Source organism: Streptomyces sp. NPDC046925, assembly GCF_040644915.1.
Classification (GTDB): domain Bacteria; phylum Actinomycetota; class Actinomycetes; order Streptomycetales; family Streptomycetaceae; genus Streptomyces.
On the sequence record NZ_JBEYWZ010000020.1, the window covers coordinates 14,602 to 35,194 of the forward strand.

A 20,593-nucleotide genomic window follows, 5' to 3' on the forward strand; every position below is an offset into this window, starting at 1 on the left:
TCCTCAGGGGGCAGAGCCGGTTGCGGCGGCGTGGAGCGGTGCGATGCGGCTCGGGAGGGTCCGCCAGATCTCCGGAGTGTAGAAGTGGCCGCCGTCGAGCACGTCGTGCCGGTACGGGCCGCGGGCCAGGCGCCGCCACCGGGCGGTCACGTCGGCGCTGATCAGCGGGTCGTCGTCGCCGGTGAGCACCTGCAACGGCACGCTCACCGCGGCGCCGTCGTAGGCGTAGGTGTCTCGGACGGCGATGTCGGCCCGCATCAGCTCCAGGGCCAGTTCGGTCAGGCCGGGGTGCTCGCGCACGTGCGGGGGCAGCAGGCCGTGGGTCTCCAGCCACCGCAGCATGCGTTCGTCCTCGTCGCCGGGCAGGGGGCGGCGTTCGTTGTCGGTGAGGCCGCGGTCCGGGGCGTTGCAGGAGGACAGGACGAGCGCTTCGGGCCGGTGCGCCGCGTCGCCGTCGAGTCGGGCGGCCACGTCGAAGGCCATCCAGCCGCTCATGCTGTGCCCGAACAGGACGTACGGGCCGAGGTCGTCCGCGGCCTCGCGCAGTGTTCGCGTGACGTCGGCGGCCAGTTCGTCCCAGTCGCGGGCGAAGGGCTCGGCGAAGCGGCCCTCCCGGCCGGGGTAGCAGAGCACGGCCAGGTCCGTCCCGGCGGGCAGAGCGTCGGCCCACGGCTGGTAGGGGGCCGTGCCGCCGCCGAAGAAGCTCAGGCCGACCAGTGTCCGCCGGGCGTCGGACGTGCGGTGCAGGGGCACCAGCGTGGTGTTGCGCACCGCCATCGCTCAGGCCCCGTCCATCGCGGCGACGAGGCTGGCGGGGCGCAGGTCCGTCCAGTGCTCCTCGACGTAGGCGAGGCACGCGGTGCGCGTGTCCGCGCCGAACACGGCGGACCATCCGGCGGGTACGTCGATGAACGCGGGCCACAGCGAGTGCTGGTGCTCGGCGTTGGCCAGGACGAGATAGGTGCCTTCTGCGTCGTCGAAGGGGTTGTTCACGGGGCTGTCCTTTCGGGGTGGTCGACAGGGGTGATCGACCTGGGTGATCGATGCGTGGGGAGGGAGCCGGGTCGGTCAGAGCCAGCCGAGGCGGACGGCCTTCACGCCGGCCTCGAAGCGGCTGCGTGCCCCGAGGCGCTCCATCAGGGCGGCCATCATGCGGCGCGCGGTGCGGTGCGATACGTGCAGTCGGCTCGCGGCGGCCGCGTCGGTGCAGCCCTCGGCGGCCAGCCTGAGCAGCGCACGTTCGGTGCTGCTCAGGTCCGTGCTGCTCAGGCTGTCGCCGCCGGTGGGCCGCTCGGCCTGGAGCACCTGGTCCGACGGGCCCGCGGCGCCGGACCTGAGCAGCCGCAGGGCCTCGGCGTGGGTCTCGGCGAGCCGCCGCTGACGGCGCAGCAACTCCTCGTGCTGGCCGGCCAGCTGGTCGGCGATCTCCTCGATGGCCGATACGGCTTCGACGGCCGATGCGGGTGCGGCGGCTTCCAGTCCGGACAAGGTCAGCATGAGGTCCGTCTCCCGGGTGTGGTGGTCGGGGATGGTCGGGGCCCGTGCAGGCCCCCTGTCAGCGGGCCGCGGCAGGCCGTAGGGCGGGTCGCGCGGGTGCCGCCGTCTCCAGGTACGCGGCGACTCCGGCGACGGTCGGGGCGGTGAAGAACGCGCGGACCGGCAGTTCGAGCCGCAGGGCCGATCGCACGCGGGAGATCAGCTGCGTCGCGAGCAGCGAATGCCCGCCCAGGGCGAAGAAGTTGTCGTCGACGCCGACCGCGTCCCGGCCGAGCAACTCGGCGAACAGCTCGCTCAGCAGCTCCTCGTTCGCCGTGCGCGGTCCGGTGGCGGCCGCTGTCGCGTCCTGCGCCGAAGCCGGGGACTCGGGGCTCGCGGCGGGTCGCGGCTCGCCGACCGGTCGTACGTCGAAGTCGGCGATCCGCCGGTCCGGGTCCTCGGCCGCCTGCGTGAGCAGCCTGTGCAGGCCCTCGGCGAGCCGCTCACCCGTCGCCTCGTCGAACAGCGCGGTCGAGTACGTCAGGGCTCCGGCCAGGCCGGCCGGTGCTCCCCCGGCATCGAGCCGCTCCTCGACATCGATGACCAGGTCACACTTGGCGGCCGTCGAGGCGACTTCCAGTTCCGTCGTCCGCAGACCGGCGAATCGCGGCCCGGCACTCGCGTGCTGGAGCTGGACCATGACCTGGAAGAGGGGGTGGCGGCCGGGCGAGCGTGGTGGGTTGACCTCTTCGACGAGGCGCTCGAACGGCACCTCCTGGTGTTCGTAGGCGGCCAGGTCGGTGGCCCGGACTCGGCGCAGCAGCTCCGCGAAGGTGGGGTCCGCCGAGACGTCGGTCCGCAGGACGACCGTGTTGACGAAGAACCCGACGACGTCGTCGACCGCGTCGTCCGTCCGGCCGGCCACCGGGGTGCCGATGGGGATGTCCGTGCCCGCGCCCAGTCTGCTGAGCAGCGCGGCGCAGGCGGCCTGGAGCACCATGAACACGGTGCAGCCGTGTTCCCTGGCGATCGTGAGCAGGCTTCGATGCAGGTCGGCGTCCCAGTCGAGGTTCACCGCTCCGCCCGAGTAGTCGCTGGTCGCGGGTCGTGGCCGGTCGGTGGGCAGGGTCAGTTCCACCGGCAGATCGGCCAGGCGGTCGCGCCAGTGGTCCAGTTGGCGGGAGAGCACGCTGGTCGGGTCGTCCTCGCCGCCAAGGAGGTCGCGTTGCCACAGCGCGTAGTCGGCGTACTGCACCGGCAGTGCGTCGAAGGCCGGGGCGGCGCCGCTGGTGCGGGCGGCGTAGGCGGTGGACAGGTCGCGCAGGAGCGGTCCGAGCGACCAGCCGTCGCAGACGATGTGGTGGAACACGAGCAGCAGGACGTGCTCCTCCCCGTCCGTGACGTGCTCTTCCGCGTCCGTGACGTGCTGCTTCTCGTCCGTCTGGAACAGGTGGGCGCGCAGGGGAGGGTGGGCGGACAGGTCGAAGCGGTGGTCGGCCGCCGTCCGGATCGCCGCGTCGAGTTCGGCCTCGGGTACTTCGCGGTACGCCAGTTGCGGTCGGGCGTCCTCGGGTGCGAGGACCGACTGCACCGGCTGGTCGTCGCGTTCGGCGAAGACAGTCCGCAGGCTCTCGTGCCGGTCGGTGATGTCGGACAGTGCCTGTTCCAGGGCGGCTCGGTCCAGCGGTCCGGACAGGCGCAGTGCGAGGGGCAGGTTGTAGCTGGCGCCGGTCTCCTCCCACCTGCTGATGAACCACAGCCGCTGCTGGGCGTACGACAGCGGCAGTACGTCCGGGCGTTGCGCGGCCCGCAGCGGCGGCCTGCCGGGCAGGGTGTCGTCGAGGCTGTCGGCGAGTCCGGCCACGGTCGGGGTGCTGAACAGTTGGCGGGCGGGCAGTTCCACGCCCAGGACGGAGCGCGCCTTGCCGCTCAGCCGCACGGCGAGCAGGGAGTGGCCGCCGAGGTCGAAGAAGCTGTCGTCGATGCCGACGGTGTCGCGGCCGAGGATCTCCGCGAACAGCTCGCACAGCAGCTCCTCGCGCAGCGTGCGCGGCGCGCGCCGTTCGCCGGTGGCGGGGTAGGCCGGCTTGGGCAGGGCGGCGGTGTCGAGTTTGCCGTTGGGGGTCAGCGGCAGCTCGTCGAGCACCACGATCGCGGCGGGCACCATGTAGTCGGGCAGGTTCTGCCGGGCGAACTCGCGCAGCCGCTTCGCGTCGAGTCCGGTGTCCCGCGCGAGGACGTAGCCGACGAGGCGTTTGTCTCCGGGCCGGTCCTCGCGAAGGACCGCGACCGCGTGGGCGACGTCTTCGTGGCGGGCCAGCGCCGCCTCCACCTCGCCGAGCTCGACCCGGAACCCGCGGATCTTGACCTGGTCGTCGGCGCGGCCGAGGAATTCCAGGGCGCCGTCGTCGGTCCACCGCACCAGGTCACCGGTGCGGTACATGCGCTGTCCCGGCCGGTAGGGGTTGGCGACGAACCGCTCGGCGGTCAGGCCGGGACGGTTCACGTAGCCGCGCGCCAACTGGGCGCCTGCCACGTACAGTTCGCCGACGACGCGGGAGGGGACGGGGTGCAGCGCCGGGTCGAGCACGAACACCTCGACGCCGTCGATCGGCCTGCCGACCAGGGGGCGGTCGCTCTCGTCCGAGGACCAGAAGAGGGTGTCCACGGTGGTCTCGGTCTGGCCGTAGATGTTGTAGACGGTGCTGCCCTCGGTCTCGCGGATCCGCGCCCACAGCTTCTCGCCGACCGTTTCCGCGCCGGTCATCACCACCGCGGGCGGTGTGCGGTCCGGGTCGAGCATCCCCTGGTGGATCAGCTCCTCGACGTAGCTGGGCATCACGTCGAGGGCGTCGATGCCGCAGCGGTCCATATAGCGGGCCATGGCGGCGGGGTCGCGGCGGGTGTCGTCCCCGATCAGGTGGAGTTCGTGGCCGACGGCCTGCCACAGCAGGGCGACGACCGAGGTGTCGAAGGCGAGGGACGCCGTCAGGGCCATACGGCAGCGCTGCCCGTCGCGGTTGCGCTCGGCGGTGGCGATGACCTCCGTACGGTAGAAGGCGAGGAGGTTGGCGAGGCCGCCGTGGGTGACCATCACGCCCTTGGGCTGTCCGGTCGACCCCGAGGTGTAGACGACGTAGGCGGGGTGGTCGGCGGTGACCGTAATCCCGGGCGCGTGCGACGGTTCGCCGTCGGGTGTGGAGTCGTCGAGCGCGGGGACGTCGAGTGCGGGGTCGTCGGCGAGGACCGGTTCGGGTAGGGGCATCTCGCCTACGGGCAGCGACGCGGCGGTCTTGCTGTCGGTGACGAGCAGGGCCGGGGCGGAGTCCTCCAGGAGATAGGCGATCCGGCGGGCCGGATAGGCCGGGTCGACGAAGAGGAACGCGGCGCCCGACTTCAGGACGGCCAGGAGCGCGACCACCAGGTCCGCGGTCCGGGGCAGGGCTACGGCCACGACCTGGTCCGGGCCTGCGCCCCGGCGTACGAGGCGGTGGGCGAGCCGGGCGGCGCGTTGGTCGAGCTCGGCGTAGGTGAGCGCGGTGTCCTCGAAGACCAGCGCGGTCAGGTCCGGTGTGCGGGCGGCCTGCGCCTGGAAGGCGGCGGGCAGGAACAGGGTCGGCGGCGCGGGTACGGGCTGCCCGGGTCGCTCGGGGCGCTCGATGAGGAAGCGTCGTCGCTCGGCGTCCGAGAGCACGTCGACCGTGCTGATGGGCCGGTCCGGGGCGGCGATCACCTGTTCCAGGAGTCGGCGCAGGCGCGTCACGAGCTGCTCGGCGGTGCTGCGGTCGAACAGCTCGTCGGCGTATTCGAGGTAGCCGGTGAGCCCGGCCGGTGCGCCCTGCGCGTCGCGCTCGTCGACCAGTTCGAGACTGAGGTCGAACTTCGCGACGTCCCAGGTCACCGGGGCACGTTCGCTGTCGAGTCCGGCGAATTCCGGGGTGGCGCCGTCCGCCTGCTGGACCTGGAGGAGGACCTGGAACAGGGGGTTCTGGGACAGCGAGCGTTCGGGGCGTACGTCCTCGACGACGCGCTCGAACGGGACGTCCTGGTGGGCGAAGGCGTCCAGGTCGGTGGCCCGCACCCGGCGAAGGAGTTCGGCGAATCCGGGATCGCCCGCGGTGTCGGTGCGCAGGACCAGGGTGTTGACGAAGAACCCGACCAGATCGTCGAGCGCGCTGTCGGAGCGGCCCGCCACCGGGGTGCCGAGGGGGATGTCGCTGCCGGCGCCCATGCGGGTCAGCAGGGCCGCGAGGCCCGCCTGCACCACCATGAACAGCGTGCAGTCGGCGGCGCGGGCGAGTTCGAGCAGCTTGCGGTGCAGCTCCGGCTCCCACTGGACGGCCACGATTCCGCCGGACTGTGTTGCCAGCGCGGGGCGCGGCCGGTCAGCGGGTAGCGCCAACTCCGTCGGGAGGCGGTCCAACTGGTGGCGCCAGTAATCGAGCTGACGGCTCATCAGGCTGTCTGGTTCATCGGCTGCGCCGAGCAGGTCCCGCTGCCACAGCGTGTAGTCGGCGTAGCGCACCGGCTGCTGATGCCAGTCGGGGGTGCTCCCCGCGCATCGGGCGGTGTACGCGAGGGCGAGGTCGTGCAGCAGCGGGCGCAGGGACCAGCCGTCGGCGGCGATGTGCTGGATGACGAGGAGCAACACCTGCTGTTCCGGGGCAAGTTGGAACAGCGTGGCCTTGACGGGCGCGTCCGCGGTGAGGTCGAAGCGGTGGCCGACCCGCCGCGCCATGGCGTCCGCGAGGTCGGGTGGCGCGATGTCGACGACCTCGATGCCGGGCACCGCGTCCAGGACGACCGGGTGCGGTTCGCCGCCCGTCTCGGGGAAGACGGTGCGCAGGCTCTCGTGCCGGTCCGCCACATCGGCGAACGCCGCCGCCAGGGCGTCCGGGTCGACCGTCCCGGTGAGCCGGACCGCGACGGGGATGTTGTACGTTCCCGCACCGCGCTCCATGCGGTTGAGGAACCACAGGCGTTGCTGGGCGTACGACAGCGGCGCGTCCTCGGCCCCCGCGCGGGCGGTGAGCGCGGGGCGGGCGGTGCCGGTCAAACGGGCGAGGCCTGCCACCGTGGGGGCGTCGAACAGGTCCCGGATCTCGAAGCCCTCTCCCAGGGCCGACCGGATACGGGACAGCAGCCGCAGCGCGAGCAGGGAGTTGCCGCCCAGGTCGAAGAAGTGGTCGTCGATGCCCACGCGGGGCATCCCGAGCACTTCCGCGAAGAGTTCGCACAGGATCTCCTCGCGCGGGCTGCGCGGCCCCCGTACGGCGGCGGCGATCCGGTCGGGCTCGGGCAGGGCGGCCCGGTCGAGTTTCCCGTTCGTCGTCGTCGGCAGGGCATCGAGCAGGACCACTGCGGCGGGCACCATGGCCTCGGGCACGCGGTCGGCCACGTACGAGCGCAGTTCCTGGCCCGTCAGGCCCGTCAGGCCCGTCAGGCCCGCGGACCGGGCCACGGCGTAGGCGACCAGGCGCGGGTCGCCCGGCCGGTCCTCGCGCAGGACGACCGCGGCCTGCCGCACCTCGGGGTGGGTGGCGAGCGCCGCTTCGACCTCGCCGGGCTCCACGCGGAAGCCGCGGATCTTCACCTGTGCGTCCGCGCGGCCGACGAACTCCAGCTGTCCGTCCGTGCTCCACCGGACCAGGTCGCCGGTCCGGTACATCCGCTCCCCCGCCGCGAACGGGCAGGCCACGAATCGCTCGGCGGTCAGTCCGGGGCGCCCGGTGTAACCCCGGGCGAGCTGGATGCCGCCCAGGTACAGCTCGCCCGTCACGCCCGGCGGCACCGGCCGCAGGCTGCCGTCCAGGACGTACGTCGACACGTTGGCCAGCGGCCTGCCGATCGGCACCGTGGCGGCCCGGTCGTCGCGGCGGCACTGCCAGTAGGTCACGTCGACGGCGGCCTCGGTCGGCCCGTAGAGGTTGTGCAGTTCGGTGGCGGGCAGCGTGGCGAACAGGTCGCGCTGGGTGCGGGCGGGCAGGGCTTCGCCGCTGCAGATGACGCGGCGCAGGCCCGTGCAGTCGGCGGCGCCGGGCTCCTGGAGGAAGGCCTGCAGCATGGACGGCACGAAGTGCGTGACGGTCACCGACTCACGCCGGATGAGCTCGGCGAGGTAGGCGGGGTCGCGGTGTCCGCCGGGCCGTGCGATCACCAGGGTCGCGCCGGAGATCAGCGGCCAGAAGAACTCCCACACCGATACGTCGAATCCGGCCGGGGTCTTCTGCAGCACCCGGTCATCGGCAGTGAGGCGGTACTGCTCCTGCATCCAAAGGAGCCGGTTGACGACGGCCGCGTGCGGGACCATCACACCCTTGGGGCGTCCGGTGGACCCGGAGGTGAAAATGACATAGGCCGGGTGCTCGGGACGCGGCGGTACGGGGCGGGCGGCGAGGGGCGCGACCGGCTTGTCGAGCAGCAGCGTCGGCAGCGAATCGGGAAGCACCGCGGCGCTTTGCGTGTCCGTCAGGGCGAGCATCGGTCCCGCGTCCGCGATGGTCGCGGCGATGCGTCCGGCGGGGTGGTCGGGGTCCAGAGGAAGGTAGGCCGCGCCCGCGGTGACGACGGCGAGGATCGCCACCACCAGGTCCGTCGAGCGGGGCAGCGCCACGGCCACGACCTGCTCCGGGCCCGCTCCCTCACGGGCGAGCCGCAGCGCCAACCGCCTTACGCGTGCGTCGAGTTGAGCGTAACTGAGCCGGGTGCCGTCGGTTCCGACCAGGGCCGGCGCGTCGGGCGTGCGACGCACCTGCCGCGACCATAGCTCGCCGAGCGTCGTCGCGGGCAGCTCGCACGCGGTGTCGTTCCACTGCCGTACGACCTGGTGGTGCTGGGCGGGCGGCATGAGGGCGAGAGTGGCGAGCGGCCGGTCCGGGTCCGCGGCCACCTGTTCCAGGAGCAGCGTGAGCCGTTCGGCGAGTTCGGTGGCCTCGGCGGCGGTGAACAGGTCCGGACGGTAGTGCAGGCGTAGGGCGAGGCGCTCGCCGGGTTCGACGGCGAGGGTCAGCGGGAAGTGGGCGCTGTCGCGGAAGGTGACGTGCACGTGGAGGTCGCCGTCGGGCGCGTCGACTTCGTAGTCGTGCATGGGGAAGTTGTCGACGACCACGTTCGTGTCGAAGAGCGCGGTGGAGAGCCCGGTAAGGCGCTGGATGTCCGTCAGGCCGAGGTGATCGTGGTCGAGCGCCGCGGCGCGGTCCGCCTGGATCTGCGCGAACAGCGCGCTCACGGAAGCCGTCCGGTCCAGGCGCACCCGTACCGGCACGGTGTTGATGAGCATGCCGATCATCGAGTCCACGCCGGTCAGCTCCGCGGGACGGCCGCTGACGGTGGACCCGAACACCACGTCGTCTCGTCCGGTGAGCGAACCGACCAGGACGGCCCAGAGGCCCTGGCACACGGTGCTGAGCAGGACGTTCTCCCGCCGGGCGTGCGCGGTCAGCCGCGCCGTCGTCTCGGGCGACAGGAACACCTCCACCTTCTCGGGCGGCGGGCCGGTGCGGGAGTCGGCGGCCGCGACGAAGGTGGGCTGCTCGACGCCCTCCAGGACGGCCGCCCAGTGCCGCTCCGCGGCCGCCCGGTCCTGCTGTGCCAGCCAGGACAGGTAGTCGCGATAGGGACGAACCGCCGGCAGGCCCGCGGTACTGCCCGCCCTGGAGTACACCGCGAACAGCTCCTGGAACAGCAGGGCGAAGGACCAGCCGTCGAGCAGCAGATGGTGGGCGGTCACCAGGAGGCGGTGGCGGCGGGCGGTGTGCCGGGCGAGGGTGAAGCGGATCAGCGGCGTGGAGCCGACGTCGATGCCGTGGTCCCAGTCGCGCGCGGTCAGGTCGGCGAACGCGGCCTGCGCGTCCTGATCGGAGAGGTCGGTATCGGCGAGGTCAGCGAGGTCGATGTCCCGCCAGTCCAGCGGGGCCTCGCGGTGCACCACCCGTATCGGCTCGCCGTTCTTCCGGTACCGGAATCCGGACCGCAGGGTGGCGTGGCGCCGTATGACGGTCTCGGCGGACGACCTCAGGAGCGCGGGGTCCAGCGGGCCTTCGAGGTCGACCGCGAATTGCGCGATGTACGAGCCGCGCTTCTCCCGGTCGAACTGCGCGTGGAAGAGCAGGCCTTCCTGGAGCGGCGACAGGGGAAGGATGTCCTCGACTGCTGATTGACTCATCTTCAGAGTCCCCTTCCCCGGACGGCCTGCAATTCGGATTCGATTTCTTCGAGTTCGTGCTGGCTGAGCGAGCTCAGGGTCAGGTCGGACGGGGTGAGTCCGCCCGCTCCGGGTTCGCGGGCGTGCGCGACCAGCGTCCGCAGCATCGAGAACCACGTCCGCGCCAGTTCGCGGGTGTCCGCCTCGCTGACGACGCTGTCGGCCCAGCTCCAGGTGGCGTTGAGGACCGGGCCTTCGGCCTGGTCCACCGTGGCCGCGTTGACCTCGATGCTGTGGGCCATGGGCATGCCGGGTCCCGTGCCGTCCAGGCCGGTCCCGTACTCCGGTACGACCGACCAGTCGGCGGCGTCCGACGCCTCGAAGCGGCCCAGGTAGTTGAAGACGAACTCCGGCTGGTCGGCCTGTGCGAGGAGCGCGCCGGTCTCTCGGTTCAGATAGCGCAGGAGGCCGTAGCGGACGCCCTTGTCGGGGACGGCGCGCAGTTGCTCCTTGATCCGCTTGACGGCGGTGCCCACCGCGGGTCCCGCGGCGCGCACTTCGGTCCAGTCGAGGTCGCCCGGGTCGAGCCGGACGGGGAAGAGGCTGGTGAACCAGCCGACGGTCCGGGAGAGGTCCAGGTCCGCGAGTGCGCTTTCCCTGCCGTGGCCTTCCAGGTGCAGCAGGGCTGTGCCGTCGCCCGCTGTGCCGCGTGCGCGGTGCCAGTCGCCGAGGGCGAGGGCGAGCGCGGCGAGCAGGACGTCGTTGACGCCGGCGTTGAACGCCGACGGCACACTGGTGAGCAGCTCCCTCGTGAACTCGGCGGGCAGGGACTCCGTAAATCGCCGGTCCCGGTCCTCCAGGTCCTGGCCGGGGGCCCCGGACCGGTCGCCGAAGCGGGCGGCGCCGGGTCGCAACCGGTCGAGCCAGCCGGGGAGTTCGGCGACGGCGGCCGGAGCGTGCGCCTGCTCGCCGAGGAGGTGGGACCAGCGGCGGAAGGAGGTCGGTACCGGTTCGAGGGCGATCGCGGCGCCCTTGTCGAGCGCCTGCCAGGCTGCGGCGAGGTCGGCGGCCAGGACGCGCCAGGAGATCGAGTCGACGGCGAGATGATGGACGACCAGGGCGAGCAGGCCCTGGCGATCAGGTCCGGCGTCGAACCACACGGCCTGGAAGACGTTGCCCTCGCGCGGGCGGAGCCGGTCGCGCGCGGCGTCCGACTCCCGCCGTACGAGGGTGGCCCAGTCGGCGTCGGGGCGTCCCGCCACGTCGATCCGCCGCACAGCCGATGCCGCGTCGATGGCCCCTGTGGGCAGCACGTCGAGCGCCCAGTCGTGCCCGCCGCCCCTGACATCCCCTCCGCCCCCGACATCCCTGCCGTAGCCGCCATCCCCGCCGTCGCGCACGGACAGGCGCAGTCGCAGTACGTCGTGGTGGTCGAGCAGCGCCTGTGTCATCGCGTGCAGGTGCTCCTGCGTCAGCGTGGGCGGCGTACGCAGGACCGCGAGCTGGTGGTAGGTGTCGACGCCGCCGCCGCGTTCCCGGAACCAGCGCGTGATCGGCGTGGTGGCGACAGGGCCGACCCCGCTGTCCGCGACGGGGGCCGGGTCCCGGTGCATCTCGGTGGCGCTCTCCGCCAGGGTCGCGATGTCCCGGTGGGCGAGCACGTCGCCGACGGTGATCCGCAGACCGGCCTTCCGTGCCCGGCTGACGAGTTGCATGGCGATGATGCTGTCGCCGCCGAGCGCCACGAAGCCGTCGTCGGCCCCGACGTCGCTCACCTTGAGCACGTCGGCGACCAGAGCGCACAGGACGCTTTGGCGCCGGGCGACCGGATTTCCCCCGGCCGCACCCGCATTCGCTTCGGCCGCACCCGCATTCGCTTCATCGAAAGGGCTGGTCACGTCATCCCTCATTCCGAGTCCGGTCTGGAATCGGGAACGAAGTTAGCCAGCGGCGGCCGCCGTCAGCGGCAGTCGGAGCGGCAATTCGAGGGGCGTACGCGAGGGCCGCGCGGCAATTGCCGGTGCGATTGCCGCCGGGTGCGATGACGCGCGCCGACACTGACAGGCGCGAAGTCCGGACGCACCCCAGTGAGATGAGGTCCAGCGGTGACAATCAAGCAAGCGGTCGAGCCATCGGTCACGCCGTCGGTCACACCATCGGTCACGCCATCGGTCGACCTCGCGATGTTCGGCGGTGGCCGGGCCGTGCCCAGGGATCTGCGGATCAGGGCGTGGCCGACGGTGACCGATCAGGACGAACAGGCCGTCCAACGGGTGCTCCGCTCCGGCCGGTTCACCTCCGCCTCCGCGGGCGAGGAGGAGATCGCGGGCCTGGAGCGGGAGTGGGCGCGGCATGTCGGCACCGAGCACTGCGTGGCGGTGAGCAACGGCACCGCAGCCCTGTCGGTCGCGCTGAGCGCCGCGGGCGTGGAGCCCGGCGACGAGGTGATCGTGCCCGCCCTGAGCTTCATCGGCAGCGCCACCGCCCCGCTGCACCTCATGGCGGTGCCGGTCTTCGTGGACATCGACCCCGTCACGTTCAACCTGGACCCCGCGGCGCTCGAAGCCGCGATCACCGGCCGGACCAAGGCGATCGTCGTGGTCCACCTGCACGGCCTGCCCGCCGACCTGGACCGGATCACCGCGATCGCCGACCGGCACGGGATCGCCGTCGTCGAGGACGCCGCGCAGGCACACGGCGCCCGCTACCAGGGCCGTGCCGTGGGCTCGATCGGCGCGGTGAACACGTTCAGCCTCAACGTCAGCAAGAACCTCGCCACATGCGGTGAGGGCGGCCTGATCACCACCGATGACGCGGACATCGCCACGCGGGCCACCATGCTGCGCCAGTTCGGCGAACTCATCCCGGCGAGCGGCGAGCGCAGCTACGTCGCCCATCTCCTGGGCTGGAACTGCAAGCCGAACGCGATCCAGGCCGCCTTCACCCGCAGTCGGCTCACGCATTTCGACGCGGAGGCGGCCGTACGCGACCAGAACGTCCGCTGGCTGCTCAGACGGCTCGCGGACCTGCCGGGCTTCCTGGTGCCCGAGGTGCCGGCAGACCGTACGCACGCCTGGCACATCCTGCGTTTCCGGGTGCGGCCCGCCGCCTTCGGCCTCGCCGATGAGTTCGCGGGTCCGTTGCGCGCCGTCGTCCAGCGGGCGCTGCGCGCCGAAGGGGTGCCCGCCGCGCCGTACCAGCTCCAACCGCTGCCCGCGCAACGGGTGTTCGCCGAGCGGCGCGGGTTCGGCGGCTACCCGTGGGCGCTGCCCGGCGTCGTGGAACGCCCCTACCGCGCCGGGGACTTCCCGGCCACGCTGCGGGTCCTCGACGACTCCTTCACCGTGCAGAAGGCGCACCTGCACCCGGAGTCGGGGCCGCTGCTCGACCGGTACGCCGACGCGTTCGAGAAGGTGTGGGAGCACCGCGACGCCCTGGCCGCCGTCGCCGCGCGCACCGCCCACAAGCCGCACTGGGAGCGGGCGTCGGAGATCGGCGACGCCGAGTGGGAGGCGGCGTTCGGTACTCGCTGACCGGCCCGCCCGGTCACGGCGAAGGGGCCGCGGCCCGCCCTGGTGGCGGACCGCGGCCCCTTCGCCGTCAGCAGTTGTTCCAGGCGAGCAGTCGTCTCAGGCGAGCAGCAGCCGTCGTACGTGCTCGATCACCGTGGCTCCGTCGATGCCGTTGCGCGCCAGCAGGTGCCGCTGTCCCCCGCTGCCGGCGGCGAACCGGTCGGCCACCGCCACCCGCCGCACCGGACAGGCGACCCCCAGCTCGGCCACCACCTCGGACACGGCGGAACCGAGGCCACCGGCGGCCCAGTGCTCCTCGACGGTGACGATGCCGCGTGCGCGCGCCGCGGCGGTGACGATCGCCTGCCGGTCGAGCGGCTTGATCGTGTGCATGTTGAGTACGGCCGCCTCGATGCCCGCGGCGGCCAGTTCACCGGCGGCCTCGAGCGCGGTCAGTACGGGGTGCGGTCCGGTGGCGATCAGCGTCACGTCGGCGCCGCGGCGCAGGGTCTGCGCGGTGCCGATCCGCAGCGGCTCCGCTCCCGGCGGCAGGGCCGGCGTCGCGCCGCGTCCCAGGCGCAGGTAGACCGGCCCGGGGATTCGTGCGGACGCGCGCAGAAGCTGTTCGGTGGCGGCGGCGTCGGCGGGCACGAGGACCGTCATGTTCGGCAGCATCCGCATGACGGCGAGGTCTTCCAACGCGTGGTGGGTGGAGCCGAGATGGCCCGCCGAGAGTCCGCCGTGGGTGGCGACGATCCGTACCGGAAGGTCGTTCAGGGCGATGTCGAGTTTCACCGCCTCCAGGGCGCGGGTGGCGGCGAAGGTGGCCATGGTGTTGACGAACGGGATGCGTCCTGACCGGGCGAGGCCCGCCGCCACGCCCATCAGGTTCTGTTCGGCGATGCCGAGGTTGAGGTAGCGCGGCGCGGCGGCGCCCCACGCGGTGCCGGAGAACAGGCCGGTGTCGCTGTCCAGGCACACGTAGCGTGCGTCGGCGGCGGCCATGTCGACCAGCGCGTCACGGTAGACGTCGCGCGCCGCGCGTTCCTCCTGGACGACGGTGGGTTCGGCTGTCACGACGCTCATGCGATCTCCGTTCGGGTTCGTTCGCCGCGGGTTTGTTCGCGGGTTCGTCCGTCGCGCAGCAGCGCCGCGCGGGCACGCCGGTGTCCGCGTTCGGTGAGCCGGACGTAGTGGCTGCGGGCCTGGCCCTCGATGTACGGCAGTCCCTTGCCCTTGACCGTGCGGGCCAGGAGCACGGTCGGCCTGCCCGGGGTGTGCGGGATGCCCGACAGGGCCTCGCGCAGTTGGTCCGTGTCGTGGCCGTCGACCTCGTGGACGGTCCACCCGAAGGCGCGCCAGCGGTCGGCGAGCGGCTCCAGGCCCATCGTGTCTTCCGTGTCGCCGCTGATCTGGAGGCCGTTGCGGTCGACGATCGCCACCAGGCGGTCGAGTCCCTTGGCGCCGGCGGCCATCGCGGCCTCCCAGACCGAGCCTTCCTGGAGTTCTCCGTCGCCCAGGACGACGAAGCAGCGCCGGTCGCTGCCGTCCAGGCGTGCGGCGAGCGCGAAGCCGACGCCGAGGGGCAGCCCGTGCCCCAGCGACCCGGTCGGCATCTCGACGCCGGGGACGGACGGGTTGGGGTGGGCGGTGAACACGCTGTCCGGGGCTCCGTAGGTCGCCAGGAGCTCCTCGGGGAAGAAGCCCCGCTCGGCCAGGGCGGCGTAGAGGCCGATCGCGCCGTGGCCCTTGCTCAGGAGCAGGATGTCGCGGTCCGGGTCCCCGGGCCGCCGCGGGTCGATGCGCATGACGTCGCGGTAGAGCGTCACCAGGATCTCGACGAGGGACATCGAGCCGCCGAGGTGGCCGCCTTCCGGATTGGCGCACATCTGCACGATCAGTTCGCGTGCCCTGCGCGCGTGGTCCTCGCTCATCGGCTCTCCCCGCTGAGGTGTGTGTCCAGTGCGGCCAGGGCGCGGGTGAGCACCCGGATGCCGAACAGGTACTGCGGCAGTTCGATGTGTTCGCGGTCGGAGTGGTCCAGGGCGCTGTCTCCGGGGCCGTACGTGGCCATGGGCACCGTCCACTTCTGGGCCAGGGTGTTCATGTCGGAAGTGCCGGTCTTCACCTTCGCCCGCGGGGCGGCGCCCTCGGCGCGGACGGCGACCGAAAGGGCCCGCACCACGGGGTCGTTGCGGCCGACACGGCAGGCGTCCACCGTGTTGACGACCTCGAGGGTGCCCGCGTCGAGACGCGCGGACAGCTCCTTCACCAGGTGCTCGCCGTCGAAGCCGGGAGGGGTACGGATGCTGAACTCGGCGGTGGCGGTGTCGAGTTCGCCGTGGAGGGACGTCAGGGTCGGGCCGGGGCTGTCGAACCGGGCGTGGCTCGCGTCCGGGCCGAGCAGCGCCAGGAGTTCGCCCCACGCCCGCGCGGCGAGCTCGGAGGCCTTGGGCAGGACGTTGCTGGGGTGGGTCGCCTCGCAGCGCACCTCGTACCGCAGGTCGAGCTTGCCCTTGTAGCCGAGGACGACCGTGTCGCAGCCGCTGGGCTCGCCGATGATCAGCGCGTCCGGGGGCTCGTGCGTGCGGCGGATCTCCACCGCGCCGCGCGACAGGGCGGTCTCCTCCTCCACCGCGCCCACGACCACGATCCGGCCGCGGAACCCACTGCTCGCTGCGGCCGCGGCTGCCGCGCAGATCATGGCGGCCAGCGGCCCCTTGGCGTCGACGGCGCCCCTGCCGTAGAGGCGGTCGCCGACCCGCCGCACCGGTATGTCCCCCGGCACGGTGTCCATGTGCCCGAGCAGCATCACCGTCGGTCCGGGGCCGCGCCGGATCTCCCCGACGGCGTTGCCCGCGGCGTCGATCCCGGCGGTGAAGCCCGCGGTACGCAGGGCGTCCACGACGTACGCGGCCACCTCCTGCTCCGCGTAGGACGGGGAGGGGATGCGCAGCATGCCGTGGAGCAGGTCGACGGCGGCCGTGTCGGAGAACCCGGTCACTTTTCCTCCAGTAGTACTCACTTGTCCTCCAGGAGTACTTCGGTGCACGCGCCCGCCAGGGCGTCGCGGACGGGGTGCGGCCTGCGGCCGTCTCCGATCAGGACGCGGCGGGCCCCGGCGAGGAGTGCCTCGCGGGCCGCGATCAGCTTGATGCCCATGCCGCCGGTGACCACGGGCGGAGGGCCCTGGCGTGGCACCCGGCAGACGGGAAACACCGAGCGTTCGTCGTGGCGGTCGGCGAGGACGCCGCTCGCCCCGGTGAGCAGCAGCAGGGTGCTCGCCCGTACGGCGCCCGCGACGGCGGCGGCGGCGCGGTCGGCGTCGGCGTTGACCACCGCGCCGTCCTCGGCCACGGCCGGGGGCGACACCACGGGCAGCAGGCCGGAGGCGAGCAGCGTGGACAGGAGGTCGCCGTTGACTTCCTTGATGCGTCCGCTGTGGTCGTCGCGGACGATGATGCGCCGTCCGTCGACGAGTGCGCGGTGCGCCGATTTGCGGGCGGCCACGAGGAGTCCGGCGTCCAGGCCGGTCAGACCGACCGCGTCGACGCCGTGGGCGCGCAGGGCGGACAGGAGGCGGGGTTTGACGGATCCGGCGAGGGCCAGTTGCACCACTTCGAGGGTCGGCGCGTCGGTGTACCGGGTCGACACGCCGTCGGGGGCGACGAGCCGGCGGGAGGGCACGCCGAGGCGTTCGGCGAGCGAGTCGATGTCCGCCGAGCCGCCGTGGGCGAGGATCACCGGTGTGCCGCCGTGGTGTACGGCGGCGACGTCCGCGCAGATCGCCTCCGCCCGTACGGCGGCGTTGCCGCCGCACTTGACCACGAGTATGTCGTCCCGCATCGCTTGATCAGCCTCACGTCAGTTCGGGTGGAGTCCGGGGAATTCAAGGCCTGTCCGCTCGGGCCAGCCGAAGCGGACGTTCAGGCATTGCACGGCGCCGCCCGCGCCGCCCTTGACGAGGTTGTCCAGGGCGCCGATCAGGAGCACGGTGCCGTCGTCCGCGTCCACCGCGAAGCCGACGTCACAGAAGTTGGAGCCGGTCAGGATCTTCGGTTCGGGCAGCCGGTAGAGGCCCTGGCGCTGGGCGATGACGCGGACGAAGGGTTCGTCCGCGTACGCCTTGCGGAACGCGGAGCGCACGTCCCGCTCACTCACGCCGGACGCGAGCGTCGCGCGGCACAGCACCTGGACGCCGCGGACGGCTTCGACGCCGGTGGCGCTCATCCGCACGGTGTGACCGGTGGCCTGGGCGATCTCGGCCTCGTGGCGGTGCCGGGAGGGGGCGAACACGCGGAGGGCGCCGCTGCGTTCGGCGTGGGCTCCGGCGGGCCCGCTGGAGACTCCCGAGCCGCTGGAGCCGGTGCGGGCGTCCACGTGGACGGTGCCTTCGATCAGGCCGGCGTCGGCCATGGGGCGGACCGCGAGGATGCCGGCGGTGGCCATGCAGCCGGGGACGGCGATCCGGTCGCTGGATGCGAGTCGGTCGCGATGCCATTCCGGGAGGCCGGTGGTGAATTCGGGGATCAGCTGCGGCGCGCCGTGCGGGACGCCGTAGTAGGACGCGTAGGTCTCGGGGTCTTGCAGGCGGAAGTCGCCGGACAGGTCGATGACGGTGGCGGCCAGCTTGAGGAAGCCGGCCATCCTTCCCATCGTCTCCCGGTGCGGTGCGGCCAGGAAGAGCACGTCGGCGTCGACGTCCTCCAGGGCGTCGTGGCCGATGAAGCACAGGTCCGTGAGGCCGCGCAGGTTGGGGTGGGGGCCGTCGACGCGGCGCCCGGCGAGGCGGTCGGAGGTGGCGGCCACGACGGTGACCCGCGGATGGCCGTGCAGCAGGCGGAGCAGCTCGCCGCCGATGTAGCCGGATGCCCCGACGATCGCTACGCGCAGCATGAGTCGGCCCCCGCCACGAGGTGGTCGACGATCCGGTCGGCGACGCTGACCGTGTCGCCGATGGCCTGTTGCAGGCCGGAGAACTCGACGCCGTGGTTGACCTCGAGGACCAGGAGTTCGCCCGTCTCGTCCTCGATGAGGTCGACTCCGGCGATGTCGGCCGCCACGGCCTGCGCGGCGAGCACCGCGAGCTTGGCGAGGTCCGGTGCCAGGGGGCACGGTTCGCTCACGGCGCCCCGCGCCACGTTGGTCCGCCAGTCCTCGGCGCGCCGGTAGGTCGCCGCCACCGCCTCGCCGCCCACCACGAGGACCCGGATGTCGCGTCCCGGTTTGGCGATCCACTCCTGTACGTAGACGATCCGGGCCTGTGGTGCGGGCAGCGCGGCGGCGTACTCGAGGATGGTTTCCGCGGTCTGCCGGTCCGGCAGCGCGGCGATCAGCCGCCCCCATGACCCGTGCAGCGGTTTGATGACGGCCGGATAGCCGATGGTGTCCAGTGCGGTCAGTGCCGCTTCCGGGGTCAGGGCCAGGGCCGTCCGGGGGGTCGGGATGCCGGCTTCGACGAGGGCGGCGGAGGTGCGCCACTTGTCGCCGCACAGTTCGGTCGCCCACGCCGAGTTGACCACCGTGGCACCCGCCGCTTCCAGCGCCCGGGCCGCGTAGGTCGCGCGGGCGAGCCCGATCTCCCGGTTCAGGACGATCGGCCGGGGGCCGCGGTCACCGAGCTGGTGCCACCACCCCCGGCTGTCGATGTGCCGACAGTCGATCGCTCTGCGGTCGAAGGCTGCGAACAGGGCCTTCTCGTCGGTCCGCACCCGGGATGCGAGGACCGCGAACGGCACGGCGTGGCTCACTCGCCCCAGTCCTCTTCGATCTCCGGGGCGAGCGCGGCGCGTATCGGATCCAGGGTGAGGATCTCCAATTCGCTCGCGCATTCACCGCATTCCACGACTTCGCCGATCACCGGCGGTCCCGCGGGGACCACCGAGTTATCGCATTCCGGGCAGGTGACCATGTCCAGTCCTTTTCATCGATTGCCGAAAGGCACGGGGAGTTGAAAGGCACGGGTAAACGTAAGGGCGGTTCAGGGCCGCGACAGGCAGAACGGGCGGCAGTCTCAGGCGGCCCGGTCCGCCGCCGTCAGGGGCCCCGTCAGGGTCCGCTCGGATTCGTGCAGGAGCCGCACCAGTTGGAGGACCGTGAACCGTTCGGGCCGGTGCGCGCCCACCGGCCGCACCAGGCCCTGGACGAGCAGCGCGTGCAGGGCGGCGGCCGGATCCGGGACGAGGGGGGCGAGGTCCGCGAGGGTCCAGTACGGGCGGTCCGCCACCTCGGCGAGCACGCGGCGATGGCGCTCGGCGAGGCCGTCGACGCTGCGTGCCAGCGAACGCAGCAGGTTGTGGCAGGTGCAGCCCGTCGGCGGCGAGAGCAGGGAGGAGTCGCGGCCGGCCCGGGCGAGGAGGAGTTCGGGCGGATACACCAGGCACCAGCCCGCCGCGTACTCCAGCGCCCTGGGGACGCCGTCGAGCCAGCGGCACAGCCGCAGCACCGCGTGCGCGTTGTCGTCGCGGAGCCGGAACCCCGGCCGTGAGCGGCGGATGTGGGACAGGAACAGCGCCACGGACGCGACCTCGCTCAGCCGGGCGTGGTCCACGTCCATGTCCGGTGCTTCTGGCGGTACGGCGGTCGCGGTGAGCGGCAGGACACGCTCGTCGGGCAGGTGTCGCGGCGCCAGACCGGTCACCACGACGCGCAGGCCCGGACAGCGCCGCAGCAGTTCTGCTACGTCCACTCCGCCGCTGCCCGGCGGGTCGTCACCGTCGATGACCAGCAGTTCGTGCCGGTCGCCGATCGCCCGGGCGAGGTCGTCGGTCACGTCGGCGGCGGGCGCCGGCGTGCCGCCTAAACCGGAGACGGAGCCGGAGCCGGAGCCGATCGTGCCGGCCGCACGGGTCGCATGGGTCGCACGGTTCACGCGGGTCGGGCGGGTCGGGCGGGTGGCACCGCAGCGGCACGGGTCTCGGTCCGGGGCGTGCCATCCGACCCGCCAGCCCCGGTCGCGCAGGACGCGGGCTGCTTCGAGCACCAGATGTGTCTTGCCGATGCCGCTGATCCCGACCACCGTCACCAGGCGGTGCCCGTGCACGGTGACCTGGTCGAGCAGCACCTGTAACTCCGCTTCCCGGCCCACCAGCGCGCCGGGCGGCGCGGGCGGTTCGGGGAGTTCGGCGAGCGGCGCCCGCGGGTCCGCCGGGCTGCCCCCGGCTGCGTGCAACTGCCGCCGTTCCGCTTCGCCGAGGCGCAGTGCGTCGGCGAGCAGTCCCACGCTGTCCCGGCGGGGCCGTCGCACCCGGCCGCTCTCCAGGTCCCGTATCGCCCGGACGCTCAACGTGGCGAAGTCGGCGAGCTGTTGCTGGGTCAGCCCGGACCGGTCGCGGTGGCGCCGCAGGAGCTCGGCAAACGGAACCGGCCGGCCGGTCTCGTGTTCATGGAGCGACGGCGCACGCGCGGCGGTTTTCCCGATCGGATGCGGACCGACCGGACCGACCGGACCGACCTTCATGCG

General features: G+C 72.7%; 14 protein-coding genes. 1 reads left to right on the forward strand and 13 read right to left on the reverse strand.

Features of this window, described 5'->3' with window-relative positions:
- Window positions 1-3 precede the first annotated feature (3 nt).
- The 5 genes from ABZ906_RS43360 to ABZ906_RS43380 form a co-directional block, all read right to left on the reverse strand.
- A complete protein-coding gene (locus ABZ906_RS43360; protein WP_361392570.1) occupies window positions 4-777 on the reverse strand; it encodes an alpha/beta fold hydrolase in 774 nt (257 codons plus the stop codon).
- Between the two features lie 3 nt (window positions 778-780).
- Complete coding sequence (locus ABZ906_RS43365; RefSeq protein ID WP_361200640.1) at window positions 781-993, reverse strand: MbtH family protein; 213 nt, start codon at window positions 991-993, stop codon at window positions 781-783.
- Window positions 994-1,068: 75 nt separating this feature from the next.
- Window positions 1,069-1,497 carry a LuxR C-terminal-related transcriptional regulator gene (locus ABZ906_RS43370; protein WP_361392573.1) on the reverse strand — a complete coding sequence of 143 codons (429 nt, stop codon included), beginning with the start codon at window positions 1,495-1,497 and terminating at the stop codon, window positions 1,069-1,071.
- A gap of 58 nt (window positions 1,498-1,555) precedes the next feature.
- On the reverse strand, window positions 1,556-9,640 hold the full coding sequence (locus ABZ906_RS43375; RefSeq protein WP_361392576.1) for an amino acid adenylation domain-containing protein: 8,085 nt from the start codon (window positions 9,638-9,640) through the stop codon (window positions 1,556-1,558).
- A gap of 2 nt (window positions 9,641-9,642) precedes the next feature.
- Window positions 9,643-11,517, reverse strand: a complete 1,875-nt coding sequence (locus ABZ906_RS43380) for a condensation domain-containing protein (protein WP_361392579.1) — start codon at window positions 11,515-11,517, stop codon at window positions 9,643-9,645.
- A 207-nt stretch (window positions 11,518-11,724) separates the two neighbouring features.
- On the opposite strand from ABZ906_RS43380, the gene ABZ906_RS43385 reads away from it, so the two are divergent.
- Window positions 11,725-13,152 (forward strand): DegT/DnrJ/EryC1/StrS family aminotransferase, encoded by a 1,428-nt coding sequence (locus tag ABZ906_RS43385; protein WP_361392582.1) that lies wholly within the window; start codon window positions 11,725-11,727, stop codon window positions 13,150-13,152.
- Between the two features lie 96 nt (window positions 13,153-13,248).
- Here ABZ906_RS43385 and ABZ906_RS43390 read toward each other — a convergent pair whose 3' ends face one another.
- From ABZ906_RS43390 to ABZ906_RS43425, 8 genes are all read right to left on the reverse strand, one after another.
- Window positions 13,249-14,217 (reverse strand): transketolase C-terminal domain-containing protein, encoded by a 969-nt coding sequence (locus tag ABZ906_RS43390; RefSeq protein WP_361392585.1) that lies wholly within the window; start codon window positions 14,215-14,217, stop codon window positions 13,249-13,251.
- Window positions 14,214-15,065 carry a transketolase gene (locus ABZ906_RS43395; RefSeq protein ID WP_361392588.1) on the reverse strand — a complete coding sequence of 284 codons (852 nt, stop codon included), beginning with the start codon at window positions 15,063-15,065 and terminating at the stop codon, window positions 14,214-14,216. The genes ABZ906_RS43390 and ABZ906_RS43395 overlap by 4 nt, the downstream gene beginning before the upstream one ends.
- A complete protein-coding gene (locus ABZ906_RS43400; RefSeq protein ID WP_361392590.1) occupies window positions 15,062-16,135 on the reverse strand; it encodes a M20/M25/M40 family metallo-hydrolase in 1,074 nt (357 codons plus the stop codon). The genes ABZ906_RS43395 and ABZ906_RS43400 overlap by 4 nt, the downstream gene beginning before the upstream one ends.
- 17 nt (window positions 16,136-16,152) lie before the next feature.
- Window positions 16,153-16,977, reverse strand: a complete 825-nt coding sequence (locus ABZ906_RS43405; protein WP_361392593.1) for a [LysW]-aminoadipate kinase — start codon at window positions 16,975-16,977, stop codon at window positions 16,153-16,155.
- Between the two features lie 18 nt (window positions 16,978-16,995).
- The gene (gene argC / locus ABZ906_RS43410; protein WP_361392596.1) at window positions 16,996-18,027 is read right to left on the reverse strand and encodes an N-acetyl-gamma-glutamyl-phosphate reductase; all 1,032 of its coding nucleotides are present in this window, start codon (window positions 18,025-18,027) and stop codon (window positions 16,996-16,998) included.
- Window positions 18,015-18,881 carry a RimK family alpha-L-glutamate ligase gene (locus ABZ906_RS43415; RefSeq protein WP_361392599.1) on the reverse strand — a complete coding sequence of 289 codons (867 nt, stop codon included), beginning with the start codon at window positions 18,879-18,881 and terminating at the stop codon, window positions 18,015-18,017. The genes argC and ABZ906_RS43415 overlap by 13 nt, the downstream gene beginning before the upstream one ends.
- On the reverse strand, window positions 18,878-19,042 hold the full coding sequence (locus ABZ906_RS43420) for a lysine biosynthesis protein LysW (RefSeq protein WP_361200619.1): 165 nt from the start codon (window positions 19,040-19,042) through the stop codon (window positions 18,878-18,880). Before ABZ906_RS43420 ends, ABZ906_RS43415 begins: the two co-directional genes overlap by 4 nt.
- 102 nt (window positions 19,043-19,144) lie before the next feature.
- The gene (locus tag ABZ906_RS43425) at window positions 19,145-20,590 is read right to left on the reverse strand and encodes a helix-turn-helix domain-containing protein (protein WP_361392602.1); all 1,446 of its coding nucleotides are present in this window, start codon (window positions 20,588-20,590) and stop codon (window positions 19,145-19,147) included.
- Window positions 20,591-20,593 lie beyond the last annotated feature (3 nt).